The organism is Phytohabitans aurantiacus, assembly GCF_027923225.1.
GTDB classification, from domain to species: domain Bacteria; phylum Actinomycetota; class Actinomycetes; order Mycobacteriales; family Micromonosporaceae; genus Phytohabitans; species Phytohabitans aurantiacus.
On record NZ_BSDI01000068.1, the window covers coordinates 21,347 to 34,916 of the forward strand.

15 protein-coding genes are annotated in these 13,570 nt (G+C 70.1%); 10 read left to right on the forward strand and 5 right to left on the reverse strand.

The features are described from left to right. Nucleotides 1-5 precede the first annotated feature (5 nt). Nucleotides 6-1,199, forward strand: coding sequence for an RNA polymerase sigma factor (locus tag QMG73_RS39900; RefSeq protein WP_281904390.1), 1,194 nt, complete (start codon nucleotides 6-8; stop codon nucleotides 1,197-1,199). A gap of 163 nt (nucleotides 1,200-1,362) precedes the next feature. Here the strand turns inward: QMG73_RS39900 and QMG73_RS39905 are convergent, their stop codons facing one another. The 4 genes from QMG73_RS39905 to QMG73_RS39920 all read right to left on the reverse strand — a co-directional run bounded on the left by QMG73_RS39905 (nucleotide 1,363) and on the right by QMG73_RS39920 (nucleotide 4,243). Then, nucleotides 1,363-1,773, reverse strand: a complete 411-nt coding sequence (locus tag QMG73_RS39905) for a rhodanese-like domain-containing protein (RefSeq protein ID WP_281904392.1) — start codon at nucleotides 1,771-1,773, stop codon at nucleotides 1,363-1,365. A gap of 313 nt (nucleotides 1,774-2,086) precedes the next feature. Beyond that, nucleotides 2,087-2,347, reverse strand: a complete 261-nt coding sequence (locus tag QMG73_RS39910; RefSeq protein WP_281904394.1) for a TetR-like C-terminal domain-containing protein — start codon at nucleotides 2,345-2,347, stop codon at nucleotides 2,087-2,089. A 510-nt stretch (nucleotides 2,348-2,857) separates the two neighbouring features. Beyond that, on the reverse strand, nucleotides 2,858-3,415 hold the full coding sequence (locus QMG73_RS39915; RefSeq protein WP_281904396.1) for a hypothetical protein: 558 nt from the start codon (nucleotides 3,413-3,415) through the stop codon (nucleotides 2,858-2,860). Between the two features lie 168 nt (nucleotides 3,416-3,583). Continuing rightward, nucleotides 3,584-4,243 (reverse strand): CBS domain-containing protein, encoded by a 660-nt coding sequence (locus tag QMG73_RS39920; protein ID WP_281904398.1) that lies wholly within the window; start codon nucleotides 4,241-4,243, stop codon nucleotides 3,584-3,586. A 152-nt stretch (nucleotides 4,244-4,395) separates the two neighbouring features. Here QMG73_RS39920 and QMG73_RS39925 point away from each other — a divergent pair, with 152 nt between their 5' ends. The 9 genes from QMG73_RS39925 to QMG73_RS39965 all read left to right on the forward strand — a co-directional run bounded on the left by QMG73_RS39925 (nucleotide 4,396) and on the right by QMG73_RS39965 (nucleotide 13,113). After that, nucleotides 4,396-4,740 carry an ArsR/SmtB family transcription factor gene (locus QMG73_RS39925; RefSeq protein WP_281904400.1) on the forward strand — a complete coding sequence of 115 codons (345 nt, stop codon included), beginning with the start codon at nucleotides 4,396-4,398 and terminating at the stop codon, nucleotides 4,738-4,740. 460 nt (nucleotides 4,741-5,200) lie between these two features. Beyond that, nucleotides 5,201-5,548: an ArsR/SmtB family transcription factor gene (locus QMG73_RS39930; RefSeq protein ID WP_281904401.1), complete on the forward strand. Its 348-nt coding sequence runs from the start codon at nucleotides 5,201-5,203 to the stop codon at nucleotides 5,546-5,548. A 64-nt stretch (nucleotides 5,549-5,612) separates the two neighbouring features. After that, complete coding sequence (locus QMG73_RS39935) at nucleotides 5,613-6,062, forward strand: NADH-quinone oxidoreductase subunit B family protein (RefSeq protein WP_281904403.1); 450 nt, start codon at nucleotides 5,613-5,615, stop codon at nucleotides 6,060-6,062. Beyond that, on the forward strand, nucleotides 6,059-8,077 hold the full coding sequence (locus tag QMG73_RS39940) for a proton-conducting transporter transmembrane domain-containing protein (protein ID WP_281904404.1): 2,019 nt from the start codon (nucleotides 6,059-6,061) through the stop codon (nucleotides 8,075-8,077). Before QMG73_RS39935 ends, QMG73_RS39940 begins: the two co-directional genes overlap by 4 nt. 52 nt (nucleotides 8,078-8,129) lie before the next feature. Next, complete coding sequence (locus QMG73_RS39945; RefSeq protein WP_281904406.1) at nucleotides 8,130-9,071, forward strand: respiratory chain complex I subunit 1 family protein; 942 nt, start codon at nucleotides 8,130-8,132, stop codon at nucleotides 9,069-9,071. 15 nt (nucleotides 9,072-9,086) lie between these two features. Next, entirely contained in the window at nucleotides 9,087-9,731 is a 645-nt protein-coding gene (locus QMG73_RS39950; RefSeq protein ID WP_281904407.1) for a hypothetical protein, read from the forward strand. Continuing rightward, a complete protein-coding gene (locus QMG73_RS39955; RefSeq protein WP_281904409.1) occupies nucleotides 9,731-11,233 on the forward strand; it encodes a proton-conducting transporter transmembrane domain-containing protein in 1,503 nt (500 codons plus the stop codon). The genes QMG73_RS39950 and QMG73_RS39955 overlap by 1 nt, the downstream gene beginning before the upstream one ends. 1 nt (nucleotide 11,234) lies before the next feature. After that, a complete protein-coding gene (locus QMG73_RS39960; protein ID WP_281904411.1) occupies nucleotides 11,235-12,752 on the forward strand; it encodes a hydrogenase large subunit in 1,518 nt (505 codons plus the stop codon). A 34-nt stretch (nucleotides 12,753-12,786) separates the two neighbouring features. Then, nucleotides 12,787-13,113, forward strand: coding sequence for a hypothetical protein (locus tag QMG73_RS39965; protein ID WP_281904413.1), 327 nt, complete (start codon nucleotides 12,787-12,789; stop codon nucleotides 13,111-13,113). 67 nt (nucleotides 13,114-13,180) lie between these two features. On the opposite strand, the gene QMG73_RS39970 is transcribed toward QMG73_RS39965, so the two are convergent. Further along, nucleotides 13,181-13,570: phosphoenolpyruvate carboxykinase domain-containing protein (locus QMG73_RS39970; protein ID WP_281904415.1), on the reverse strand; the 390-nt coding region annotated here is incomplete at its 5' end.

The following is a 13,570-nucleotide window of genomic DNA, read 5'->3' on the forward strand; positions in this document are numbered from 1 at the left end:
GTCCGGTGGCACAGACGTCGCACACCGAACTGGCCCGCGTGGTGCGCGAGCACGCGGGCCGGCTGGCCACCGCCTTGATGCACCTCACCGGTGACTTCGCCGCAGCCGAAGACCTGGTCCAGGACGCCGTGCTGGCGGCCCTGCGGCACTGGCCGACCGAAGGCATCCCGGACCGGCCCGACGCCTGGCTGTTCACCGTCGCCCGCCGCCGCGGCCTGGACCTACTACGCCGGCAGGACACGTACCGCGACAAACTCGCCCGGCTGCAGTGGCCGGTCCAACCCGACCCGGACGAGCAACTTCGGCTGATCTTCACCTGCTGCCATCCGGCGCTGCCCAGGCCGGCGCAGATCGCGCTCACGCTGCGCGTGGTGTGCGGGCTGACTACCACCCAGATCGCCCGCGCGTTCCTGGTGCACGAGAGCGCGGTCGCCAGGCGGATCACCCGCGCCAAGCGCAAGATCACCGACGCTGGCATCCCGTACCGGATCCCGAACGACGACGAACTCGGCGCCCGGCTCGGGCAGGTCCTCACAGTCATCTACCTGCTGTTCAACGAGGGATACCTGTCCACCGCAGAACGGGCCCAGTCCCGCGACCTCGTCGACGACGCCGAATGGCTAGCCAGCCTGCTGCACAAGCTCATGCCCACCGAGCCGGAGGTCATGGGCCTGCTCGCCCTGATCGTGCTGCACCGCGCCCGCGCCGAAGCCCGCTTCGACACCGACGGCGCCCTGGTCCGCCTGCAGGACCAGGACCGGTCCCGGTGGGACCGGCACGCCATCGGCGACGCCTCCCGGCTGTTGATCCGCGCCGGCCTGCTCCAGCGTCCCGGGCCGTACCAGCTCCAGGCGGCGATCGTCGCCTGCCACGCGGAGGCCGCACGCTGGCAGGACACCGACTGGGAACAGATCGTGCTGCTGTACGACATGCTGCTGCACCTGGAACCCTCGCCGGTCACCCGCCTGCACCGGGCTATCGCCGTGCGCTACGTCCGTGGGCCGAACAAGGCCATGGCCGAACTCGACACGCTCGCCGGCGACCTGGACGGCTACCACCTCTACCACGCCACCCGCGCCGAACTTCTACGCCAACTCGGCCAGCCCGACCAGGGCCGCGCCGCCGACGCGCGTGCGCTGGATCTGACCGCCAACCCGGCTGAACAAGCCGTGCTCCAGCACCGACTCACCTGGACTTGACCCGCGGTCCGCCCGTTGGGGCGAATCTCAGGAGGACGAGGTTTCGATCCTTCCGAGCTGCCAACGCCGTCGGTCTACCTCGTACGCCGGCGCCGACGGCGTGGTTATGGGCGTGAGAGTGGAGGGATCTGCGGTGCTGCAACTCAGAGCATCGGCCACACCGCTACCGGCTGGTCAACCGCGGCGTGGTTGGTGTTGCCGGGTGGGTGATGGGTAGGCCAGCGCGTTTCCAGGCACGGAACCCGCCGACGACATCGGTCGCGCGGGTCAGGCCCAGCTCTTGGAGGGAGGCAGCCGCGAGCGAAGACGAGTAGCCCTCATCGCAGATCACGATCCAGGTGATCTCGTACCCGGTGGCTTCCCAGATCCGTCCCATGCTGGTGGGGTCAAGACGCCACTCCAGGTGGTTGCGTTCGATAACGATAGCGCCGGGGATCTCGCCGTCGGCTTGGCGTTGAAACTGCGGCCGGATATCGACCATCTGGGCAGCGCCTGCGGCGGCCGCCGCGGCCTCTGCCGGATGCAGGCGATGCAACCGGCTACGGGCGGCGGCGAGGATCTCGTCGATGGTCATTCGGGCGGTCCTTGTGAGTCTCCTTCTCGCATTTTGCGCTCGGGGCACTCACCCGCGCGGCGAAACGACCGTTCTGACCTAACAAGTTGATCATGGGAGGAGGTGGGCGACCGTCAGACTCCGCCATTCGACCGTGCGCCGGGCTGCGTAGACGCCCGCACGCCTGGCCTGTCACGCACCAGCTCAGCAGTGGCCCGGCTCGGCCATGTCGCCATGGCCGAGCCGCGAACGGCGTCCACCCGTCACAAGAGGGTGCGCCGGTACGTCCAGAACGCCTCGCCGATCAACAGGCACGCACCGCTGGCAAGGCCCTTCAGGAGGCGCGGCCGGAGGTTTTGGCTGTGGGGTGGAGCATCCTGGCGGTCGCGGCGGCGGTGGCCGCGACGAGGGTGGCGTCGACGGGTTGGTGTGTGGTGAGGGTGCGTAGGTAGATGGGCGCCAGCAGCGACTCGATCGCGTGGATGGGGTCGATGTCGGTGGTCGCCTGGCCGCGTTGCTGGGCGCGGCGGATGACGGTCGCGGTGTGGTCGAACAGGCTGCCCCAGTAGTCGGCGGTCCACTGCGCGTCGGTCACGTCACTGGGATATGGCGCGCGGTCATCCACGAGGAGCCCAACGCGGCGCTACCCCAGTGGGTACGACGAGGGACGCAACATCACGTCATCCAGCGATGACAAACCACTAAAAACCCTCAAAACGCCCACTCAGACCCCAATCGCCGGTCCCACTGAGCCGGAACGCCGCCGCTGGACGGTCCGGCAAGCACCTCGGTGGCTCCGTGGACTTCGGCGTCGGGCAGTTGGCCTAGAAGCTGCTGTCGGCCGGGACGGTGATCCGTACGGCGGCGACGGCCTGCCATCGGATTGCCTTCGTGCTCACAACTGACGCCGCGCAGAAGGCTCGCAGGCCCGGACTACGTGCTCGCCGTCAATGCCGCTGGACGGCTTCTACATCCTTGTCCCGACTGTCGTCCAACAGCCCGCTGGCCTGACCGACAGGCCCTGTCGCCCACCCGTGAGTAGGAAGTGTCCAGGCGACGACCATAGTGGGTCCGGCCGGGGCCGCTTCGTTGTGTTCAGGGTTCGCTACCTGCGCTTCACAATCGTGTAGCCGACATACGCGGCTGCGGTTAGCCCGGCTGCGACCAGCAACCACAGTCCGACACCGACGCGGGCGTGGACGGCGTTTGCAAGAGCGTCGGCGAAGCCGAATTCGTCGCGGTTCGCTGACATCTGGCGGCGCATGTCCTCGACGCTCGACCGCAGGTCGACGATCTTCCAGACGGCTATGCCGGCCACGCTGAGGCCGGCCAGGACGGCCAGAGTATCGACCGTGATCGGTAGCCGCTTGCGCAGTGTCGCGGCTCCGTGGAGGGCAAGAAGGGCCCCGATCGCGGCGGTAACCCATCCGTCGGTGCCGTCTGTGCCGGAGGCGGTGACGGTTCCGACTATCGGTACGGTGATGCTGGCCCAGGGCAGAAACGAGCCGACGATGACGGCGACGCCCGCTCCCACCGTCGTCCAGGCGCCGGTCCGCTGCGCGGGAGGACTGGCGGCCGGCGGGGTCGGGCCGGGCATGAGGTCGCTGAGGGTGTATGGCTCGCCGGGTTCGGGCGAGGGCGCGGGTTGGGGAGGCATCGCCACGGCCGCACCGTACGCCCCGTCGTCAATTGATCACTGTCGGGCAGCTGACCGTTCGGGATCGACCGTTTGGTCAGACCCGGCGTGCGACGGCATGGGCTGGTCGGCCGAGTACCACTTCACCCGCATTCAGTCTGCCTCGCGGTCAGCTGAATGCTGTGAAGGCCGGCCTCACAGGCCGGTGATTACAAGGTCGTCGACCTCGTAGCGAACATAGTTGCGTACGGCGATGACACCAGGGACCCTGTGTGCGGCCTGGCAGAGGTTCTCGACGGCGCTGCGCAGGATCAGTGTGCCCTCCAGGGTGACCACGCCGCCTGCCACGTGTGCGGACACCGCGCCCGCCCGTTCGGTGACGGCGGCGATCTCGCGTTCGAGATCGGCCCGGATCGGGCCGTCGCCGCGCAGGAACAGGCGCACCGCGTCTCGGCGGGACAGGGTGCCGACGAGCCGCCCGGTTGTGTCGACGACGCACAGCGCACGGATCTGCTCACGGGTCAGCGTCTGGACGGCGGCGGCAAGTGGGCTGTGCTGTGCGATGGTCCGCGGTGCGGTCATGAGGTCGGCCGCGGTCAAACCCGACGACTTGTGCCAGCGGGCACGGCGGCGGTAAGCCAGCAGGGGTGGGTGGTCGGCGCCGCCGCGGAACTCGAGCTTGGCGAGCACGTCGACGTCCTCGACGACGCCGGCGGGCCGGCCCGAGAGGTCGATTACCGGTAGCGCGTCCAGGTCGTGCGAGATCATGGTGCCGACCAGTTCTTTGAACGTGGTGCTGGGCACCATCGTGACCAGGTGTCTGGCCATCACGTCCGCCACGGTCGGTTCGTTCATCCGACACCTCGTGCCCGCTGGAAACCCCACACGGCGCTAAGTCCTTTCGGACTTGCTAATCTTAGCAAGGGTTAAGCTCTGTAGTCACGGGTCGCTGGATGTGGAACCTGGGCGCACTGGGCGCCCGTTTCGTCGACGTAAAGGGACGATCGGTGAGTAAGCCGCTGTATCAGGCCAAGGCCGAATTTTTCAAGGCGCTCTCCCATCCCGCCCGCATCCGCGTCCTGGAGTTGCTGTCCGAACGGGAACACGCGGTTTCGGAAATGCTGCCCGAGGTGGGAATCGAGGCCGCGCACCTCTCGCAGCAGCTTGCGGTGCTGCGCAGGATGAACCTGGTCGTGACCCGCAAGGAAGGATCGACCGTCTACTACTCGCTCGTCTCGCCGCAGGTGGCTGAGTTGCTGGCCGTTGCCCGCAGGATCCTGACCGAGGTGCTCGCCAGCCAGATGGGCCTGCTCGACGACCTGCGCGCCTCCGAGGAAACTCTCACGCCGTAGCACAAGCGGCTTTTGGGGGCGCGGTCCCTGCATGGCGCGGCGGGTGACCGATGTAGGGCGGTCCGTGGAAGCCATGCCGGCGCAGCCCTGATCGGGCGCCGCCAGTAGGCCGGCGGCGCGTAGATGGCGCAGTCGCTGGCAGCAGCTAGGTGTGGGCGCGTCCATGCCGACGAGCCCATGGCCACGGCGCCCTGCCGCGGGGTGGCGGACGGATGCTGCTATCAGCGCACCGGTCACCTGTGGCTCCGCCGCGCCGGCCAGCGTGAGGCCGGGCGATTTGGCCTGTCTCGTGTCGAGGTGAGGGTGATGGCGTTCGACTTCCCGGCCCCCGGTGAGTTGGTGGTGTTTGCTAGTTGCTAAGTTTGGCAACTTATGAGGCTTGAAGGCGTGGTGTGGTCTTCGGGTGGCGTCCTGGCAGCGGTGGGGCACGTAGCGTGTCCGGGCAGAAGGGGGTGGCCCAGTGAGCACGCCGCTGTATCTGGCCAAGGCCGAGTTTTTCAAGACGTTGGGGCATCCGGCGCGGATTCGGGTGTTGGAGTTGCTGTCGGAGCGGGAGCATGCGGTCTCGGAGTTGCTGCCCGAGGTGGGGATCGAGTCGGCGCACCTGTCGCAGCAGTTGGCGGTGTTACGGCGGGCGAACCTGGTGGTGACCCGCCGGGACGGTTCGGCGGTGTACTACTCGCTGGTCAGCCCGCAGGTGGCCGAGTTGCTGGCGGTGGCACGTCGCATCCTGACCGAGGTACTGACCAGTCAGACGGAACTGTTGGGCGACCTGCGCGCTGCGACGGATCGAGCCGGTCCGCCGTAAGACCGCCAAGTCGACTAGCCGCAAAGAGAGGGGCTTGGGGTTGATCGGCAACAAGATCCGCAACGTGGGACGGGTAGCTGAGGCAGCCCTGGCCGCGCCTTCGCGGCTGGCAGCCGGGGCCGGTTTGGGTGGGTCGGTGCAGGTGCGGCACGTGGATGCCGGTTCGTGCAACGGCTGTGAGATCGAGATCGGGCAGGCGTTCGGGCCGGTGTACGACGCCGAGCGGTATGGGGTGCGGCTGGTGGCCTCGCCGCGGCACGCGGACGTGTTGACGGTGACCGGTCCGGTGACGGTGAACATGGCCGGGCCGTTGCGTAAGACGTATGAGGCGATGCCCCGGCCGCGGCTGGTGGTCGCAGTGGGTGACTGCGCCCGGGATTGTGGGATGTTCGCCGGCGGGCATGGGGTGCTGGGCCCGGTCGGTGATGTGGTGCCGGTGGATGTGCAGGTGCCGGGCTGCCCACCTGCGCCGGCGGCGATCGTGGCCGCGTTGCGCGGCGTGTCGGGCCGGTGAATCAGGTCGGGTCCGCGTTGAGCCTCGCGTTCGGGCTTGCGGGTGTGGGTGCCTTGGCCGGGTTGGTGGCGCCGGCCCGCTGGCGGTCGTTGGCGGCGGGTGCGGCGATCGCCGCGGTCGGGGCGGCCGGCGCGGCGGCTGGGTTTGCCGTGGTGTCCGGTACCGGCTGGCAGGTAAGCCTTCCGGACCTGTTGCCGCTTGCTGGGGTGAGCCTTTCGGCGGATGCGTTGGCGGGCTGGTTCCTGCTGCTGATCGGTGGGGTCGCCGCTGTTGTCGGCGTGTACACGGTCGGATACGCCGGCCGTAGCGGGCACGGTCCGGCCTCGCGGGCGGCTTTGGCGGTGCTGCCGGTGTTCGTGGCGGCGATGCTGCTGGTGCCGGTCGCAGCCAGTGTGTCGACGTTTCTGCTGGCGTGGGAGCTGATGGCGGTCACGTCGCTGCTGCTGGTGCTCGGAGAGCATCGGCACAGCCCGGCGGTGCGTACGGCCGGGCTGTGGTACGCGGCGATGACCCAGGCGGGGTTCGTGGCGGTGCTGCTGGGGTTGGTGTGGCTGGCTGCGGCAGCTGGCGGGGAGTCGTTCGCGGTGATCCGCGCCGCCGGACCTGGCTTGTCGCCGGTGGTGGCCGGTGGGGTGTTCCTGCTGTGTGTGGCTGGGTTCGCGTCGAAGGCGGGGGCGGTGCCGCTGCATCCGTGGCTGCCCCGGGCGCACGCGGAGGCGCCGTCGCATGTGTCGGCGTTGATGAGCGCCGCGATGGTCAAGCTCGGCGTGTACGGGATCGTGCGGGTCGGGTTCGACCTGCTCGGCGGCGGCCCACGTTGGTGGTGGCTGCTGCTCGGCGGGCTGGGGGCGGTGTCGGCGTTGTACGGGATTTTGCAGGCCGCGGTGGCCACCGACCTCAAGCGGTTGCTGGCGTTTTCCACGAGCGAGAACGTCGGGCTGATCCTGCTCGGCTTGGCGGCCGCTGGGTTGTGGGCCGACGCCGGCCAGCCCGCGGTGGCTGGGGTTGCGTTGGCGGCGGCGTTGCTGCACGCCGCCAATCACGCCGGGTTCAAGACGCTGCTGTTCTGCGGGGCAGGGTCGGTGCTACGGGCCACGGGTACCCGCGATTTGGATGTGTTGGGTGGGCTGTCACGGCGGATGCCGGCCACAACCTTGCTGTTCACGGTGGGGGCGCTGGGCGCGGCTGCGTTGCCGCCCGGCAACGGGTTCGTCTCCGAATGGCTGCTGCTGCAGGCCCTGCTGCATCGGGCGCCGGCCGCGGGCACGGTGATCACGGTCGCCGCTCCGGTAGCGGTCGCGGTCGTCGCGTTGACCGCGGGGATTGGTGTCGCTGCCTACGTCAAGGCCCTCGGCACGGGTTTTCTGGCCCGGCCGCGCAGCACCGCCGCGGCAAGCGCGGTCGAGTCCCCGCCCAGCATGCTGGCCGGCATGGGCTTGGCCGCAGTGGTCTGCGCCGGGCTGGCCGTCGCGCCGGCCGTGTCCGCACCGGCGTTGGATCGGATCGCGACCGGGCTGAACGCGGGGACAGCGCCGCTTGCCGGTGGCGGTGTGGACGTGCGGCTGTCCGGCATCGCGTCCACGATTTCTCCACTGTGGATCGCGGTCGGTGTGGTCGGGCTCGCGGTCGGGTACGCCGCCGCCGCACGGGCGCTTGGCCGGACCCGGCGCCGAGCGGCGGCGTGGGACTGCGGGGACGGGCCGCTCACGCCGCGGATGGAGTACACGGCTACCTCGTTCGCCGAGCCGCTGCAGCGGGTATTCGACAACGTCCTGGCCCCCGAGCAGGATGTGGACGTCACGCACCCGGCCGAGTCGGCCTACCTGGTGCGGGCCGTGCAGTATCGGCGGCGGCTGCCGGACCGTGTCGAGGCCCGCCTCTACCGGCCGCTGATCGCCGCCGCCGACACGGTGGGTCGGGCCGCCCGGCTTTTGGCGACCGGCAGCGTGCACCGTTATCTGGCCTACATGCTCGGCGCCCTGGTCGCGGTCCTGGTCGCCGGGGTGATCCGGTGAAGCACCCCACGAGAGCCCTCCGCTGCGCTCCACGCTTCCGCGGGGACCCCGCGTGAGCGCCTGGGGCGCGGCCGCCGTGCAGGCGGTGCTGGTCGCCGCTGTCGCTCCGTTGCTGATCGGGTTCATGCGTGCGGTGCGGGCGCGGCTGGAGGGCCGTGCCGGCGGCCGGCTCGTCCAGCCGTGGCGGGATCTGCGGAAGCAGTTGCGCAAGGAGTCGATCATCCCCGCCGACGCCGGGGTGTTCTTCACCGCCGCCCCGGTGGTGCTGCTGGCGACCAGTGTGCTGGTCGCGGCGGCGGCCCCGTACCTGTCCACCCGCGGCCCACTGCCAGGTGTCGCCGATCTGATCGTCGTGGTCGGGTTGCTGCTGCTCGGGGCGGTCGCCTTGGCCTTGGCGGGATTGGACACCGGTACCGCGTTCGGTGGGATGGGCGCCAGCCGGGAGATGACCATCGCCGCCCTGGTGGAACCGACCCTGCTGCTGTCGGTGTTCGCCCTGTCTACCCGGAGCGGGTCGACCGACCTGGGCGCGATCGTCGCCGCCGGAGCCGCCGATACGGCCGGAGCGTTCACACCTGCCAGTGCGCTCGCGGCGGCCGCGTTGGCGATCGCCACCTTGGCCGAGGCGGGCCGGCTGCCGGTGGACAACCCGGCCACCCACCTGGAGCTGACCATGGTGCACGAGGCCATGGTCCTGGAGTACTCCGGCCGCGACCTGGCCCTGGTGGAGTGGGCGGCCGCGATGCGGTTGACCATCCTGCTCGGCCTGCTGGCCAACCTGTTCATCCCCTGGGGCGTCGCCACCAGCCTGCACCCCTTAGCCATCGCCGTGGCCGTGGTGGTGTTCGTGGCCAAGCTCGCCGTCCTGGGCGGGCTGCTCGCGGCCGGTGAGGTGTTCGCCGCGAAGCTACGACTGTTCCGGATCCCGGAACTGCTCGCTGGCTCGTTCGTCCTGGGCCTGCTCGCGGTCATCACCTCCGCCGTGCTGGCCTGAACTGTGAGGGCCGCGATGACCGACCAGTTGCTCAACCTCGCATGTGGACTGTTTCTGCTCACCGCGATCGGCGTGTTGTGGCGCCGGGAGCTGTCCGCGCTGATCGCCCTGCTCACCGTCCAAGGGCTGGCGCTGACCGGCATCGCCGCCGTCCTCGCCGTCGGTCACAGCACCGAAACCATGGTGGTGGCGGTCGGGGTGGGGCTGCTCAAGGCCGGCCTGTTGCCGTGGCTGCTGCGCCGCGTGCTGACCCAGGTCCCCGGAGCCCGGGAGACCGCCCCGCTGGTCAACGTGTCCGCTTCGATGCTCGCCGCGGCCGGGCTGGTCCTGCTCGCCTACGTGGCCGCCCGACCCCTGGTCGAGCTGGCCCCTACCGCGGCGGCGCAGGCGGCGCCGGTCGGCATCGCCGTGGTGCTGATCGGGTTCTTCCTGGCCACCACCCGCCGCCGCGCCATATCCCAGATCATCGGCGTAATGCTGATCGACAACGGCATCGCCGCCGTCGCGTTCCTAGCCACCGGCGGCGTCCCCCTCGTCGTCGAATTGGGCGTCTCGGCCGACCTGCTCCTGGCGGTGCTGGTGCTGCAGGTGCTCACCACCCGCCTGCACGCCGCGTTCGGCGACACCGACCTGGACGAACTACGAGAGCTGCACGACTGATGACCCCAACCCTGGCCCTGTATCTGCCGATCGTCGCCCCGCTGGCCGCCGCTGGCGTCGCCGCTCTGCTCGGCCGGCGAACCGCGGCATGGGTCGCGGTGCCGGCCGCCGCGAGCATCCTGGCCGCCGGCCTCTGGCTGGCCACCGCGGTCACCGGCGGCAGGGCGGTCGCCTCGGGCCTGCTGCGTGGCGACGCGTTGACCACGTTCATGCTCATCGTCATCGGCGCCGTGGCCACCATCGCCTGCTGGGCCGGCGTACACCACCTCGCCGACGAGGCGGCCACCGGGAACGGCACCCCGGCGGCTGCCCGCCGCTACCTCATCCTGGTCCAGCTGTTCCTGGCCACCATGAGCCTCGCCGTGCTGGCCGACAACCTTGGCCTGCTGTGGGTCGCGGTCGAGGCCACGACCATCGTCACCGCGTTCCTGGTCGGCCACCGCCGCAGCCGTGCCTCGGTGGAGGCTGCCTGGAAGTACGTGGTGCTGTGCTCGGTGGGCATCGGCATCGCGTTGCTGGGCACCGTCTGCGCCTACGCCACCGCCGTCGCCGCCGGCGCACACGGCACCACCGCCCTCAACTGGACGTATCTGGCCGGCCACACCGCTGGTCTGGACCCCGACCTGACCCGGCTGGCGATGGGGCTGCTGCTGCTCGGCTTCGGCACCAAGGCTGGCCTTGCACCGATGCACGCCTGGCTACCCGACGCGCACAGCCAGGCCCCCGCCCCCGTGTCGGCCCTGATGTCCGGGGTGCTGTTGTCGGTGGCGTTCTACGCTATCTGGCGGTACAAAGCGATCACCGACGCGGTCCTCGGCCCCGGCTACACCCGCGGCGTGCTGCTGGTCGCCGCGCTCGCCTCACTAGCCGTCGCCGCGCTTCTGCTCATCGCCCAACAGGACTACAAACGCATGCTCGCCTACTCCTCCATCGAGCACATGGGAATGGTCGCGTTGGGCACCGCCACTGGCAGCCGCCTGGCGATCACCGCCGTGCTGCTGCACGTGCTGGGGCACGGGCTGGGCAAGGCCGTCGCGTTCTGCGGCGCCGGACAGCTGCTGCACCTGTCCGGCAGCTCCCGCATCGTCGCCGTCCGCGGGCTGGCCGCCCGCCACCCCGCCCTCGCCGGAGTGTTCGGCCTGGCTGTGGTGGCCCTGCTCGGCTTGCCCCCGTTCAGCCTGTTCGCCTCCGAGATCGGGATCGCCCGCGCTGGCTTCACCGGCGGTACAGCTGGGGCCACAGCGGTCGCGTTCATCCTCGTCCTGGTCGCGTTCGCGGCCCTGACCCGTAACAGCGCCGGCATCCTGCTCGGCGCACCCGACCCGGTGCCGACCATCGACCCGCCGGCTACCGACCCGCGGGCCGGCAGCGGCCGGCCACGCCCGGCGGCGATCGCGCCGCTGGCCATCGGGCTGGCTGCCGCCGCAGCCCTCGGGATCAGTCTCGGCCCGCTGGGGGAGTTGTTGGACAGCGCCGCCGCGACCATCGTGGGAGGCCACTGACATGACCGAACCGCACCCGGTGATCCCAGCCGCCACGGTCGTCGACATCACCGCCGACCGGCTCGCCGAGCAGGCCGGCCGGCTGCTGGCCGGCGGTGCCCGCCTGGCCCTGGTCGCCGCCCACCACGACACCGGCACCGATCCGGGTGCAGCGGCGATCCGGATCGTGTACCTGTTCACCGCCGGCCCACCCGACCAGCGCACCGAACTGCACCTGCGCACCCGCCCCGACCAGCCCACGGTGCCCAGCCTGGCCGCCCTGTCCTTTCCCGCCGGCCGCTTCGAACGGGAAATGCACGACCTGTACGGCGTCCAACCCGAAAACCATCCGCTGCCCCGAAGGCTGGTCCGGCACCCGCACTGGCCCCACGGCTGGCACCCCATGCGCGCCGACGCCGGCCCCCGACCACCCCTGGCGGCCTCGGAGGCTTTCCCGTTCGTCACCGTTCAGGGGCCCGGCGTCTACGAAATTCCCGTCGGTCCCGTGCACGCTGGCTTGATCGAACCCGGCCACTTCCGGTTCTCCGTCGTTGGCGAGACCATCCTCAAGCTCAAAGCCCGCCTCTGGTACGTCCACAAAGGAATCGAGAAACTCTTCGAGGGCCAGCCCGCCGATCAGCCGGTTGGATTGGCGGAGCGGATCAGCGGCGACAGTGCCGTCGGGCACGCCCTGGCCTACAGCCTCGCCGTCGAAGACGCCCTTCGATGGCCGGTACCGCCGCGTGCGCAGCTGGCCCGCGCCGCCGTGCTGGAGCTGGAACGACTACACAACCACGTCGCCGACATCGGCGCGATCTGCAACGACGTCGGCTACGGCATCGCGCACAGCCACGCCCAACGCATCCGGGAAACCCTGCTGCGTCTCAACCACGCCACCACCGGCCACCGGCTGCTACGCGGCGCCGTCTTCCCCGGCGGCGCCCGCCTGCACACGGTGCCTGACCCGACCACCATCCGGACGATCGCCGCCGACATCGGCGAGGTCGTCGACATCGCCCTGCGCCACACCGTGGTCCGCGACCGGCTCACCGGAACCGCCGTCCTCACCCAGCGCCAGGCCGCCGACATCGGCGCCCTCGGCTACGTGGCCCGCGCCAGCGGCCTTCCCACCGACGCCCGCCGCGCCCACCCCCACACCGTCTTGGACGCGCTTACCATCCCCGTCCACACCAGCGGCGACGTTCTGGCCCGTTTCCTGATCCGCGTCGAGGAGATCCAAGCCTCCACGGCGATCCTCACGGACTTGCTTACTGCCATTGGCCCCGGCACCATCACCAGTCACCCTCGCCCCGCCGTTGACCGGCCGGCATGCGGAGTCGGCATCGTCGAAGGATGGCGCGGCACCATCACCCACCGCGTCGAAGTTCAACCTGACGGCACCCTTACCAGGGCCAAAATCGTCGACCCGTCGTTTTTCAACTGGCCCGCCCTGCCGGTGGCCCTGGCCGACACGATCGTCCCGGATTTCCCGCTGACAAACAAAAGCTTCAACCTCTCCTATGCCGGAAACGACCTGTGAACCCTCTGCTGTCTGGCCCGGTCGGAGTCAGCCGATGACGCCAGAGCCAGCTCGACGCGCGGCCTGGGACGCCTACCTGGTCGTGACCGTCGACCTGCTGCCCGACCTCGACGGCGACCACATCAACTACGGGCGGGTCTCGGTCGACCTGACCAGCCTCGCCACCAGGATCCGGCTGTGGGCGCCCGGCTGGGGGCCGACCGGCCAGGTGCTGGCTGCCGCGATCAGCACAGCACTGCGGCTCCACCGCGACGGCCATCACAACGATCTGGCCCGACTGCTACGGGTCATCGCCGCCCGGCTGTTTAGGGTGGCCAGCCGCCGCTCAAACCCCGCCCGCGGCCCAGCGCAGAGCGGGTGACAGCGCCAAGATCGAGTCCCAGCCTCGACCCCGTCCGGGACGATCCGACCGGAGTGAGAAAGATGATCTAGCGGCTTCGGTCAAGATTGACCAGCGCCGACATGGCGAGGCGGTGGCGCAGGGCGTCCAACTCCGTCCACAGAACCGCGGGCAGCTTGTCGCCGAACCGGGCGAACCACGCCACGAGTTGCGGCACCTCCTGCAGCCATTCCTCAACGTCAACCCGCAACGCGGCGGCGAGGTCCGCAGCCGACACGTCCAAACCCGCGGTATCGATGGCCTCCGGAGGCGGCACCCACCCGATCGGGGTCTCGACGGCCGCCCCGCTGCCTTCCAGCCGCTCGACGATCCACTTGAGAACCCGCGAGTTCTCGCCGAAGCCCGGCCACAGGAAGCGGCCGTCATCGCCGCGGCGGAACCAGTTCACGTAGAAGATCTTCGGGAGCTTGCTGGCGTC

Excerpts from the sequence above, each read along its gene's own strand:
- QMG73_RS39905 (WP_281904392.1), bottom strand. The coding sequence starts at position 1,773 with ATGACCATCGACGAGATCCTCGCCGCCGCCCGTAGCCGGTTGCATCGC.
- QMG73_RS39920 (WP_281904398.1), bottom strand. The coding sequence starts at position 4,243 with ATGAACGAACCGACCGTGGCGGACGTGATGGCCAGACACCTGGTCACG.
- QMG73_RS39950 (WP_281904407.1), top strand. The coding sequence starts at position 9,087 with ATGACCGACCAGTTGCTCAACCTCGCATGTGGACTGTTTCTGCTCACC.
- QMG73_RS39955 (WP_281904409.1), top strand. The coding sequence starts at position 9,731 with ATGACCCCAACCCTGGCCCTGTATCTGCCGATCGTCGCCCCGCTGGCC.
- QMG73_RS39960 (WP_281904411.1), top strand. The coding sequence starts at position 11,235 with ATGACCGAACCGCACCCGGTGATCCCAGCCGCCACGGTCGTCGACATC.
- QMG73_RS39965 (WP_281904413.1), top strand. The coding sequence starts at position 12,787 with ATGACGCCAGAGCCAGCTCGACGCGCGGCCTGGGACGCCTACCTGGTC.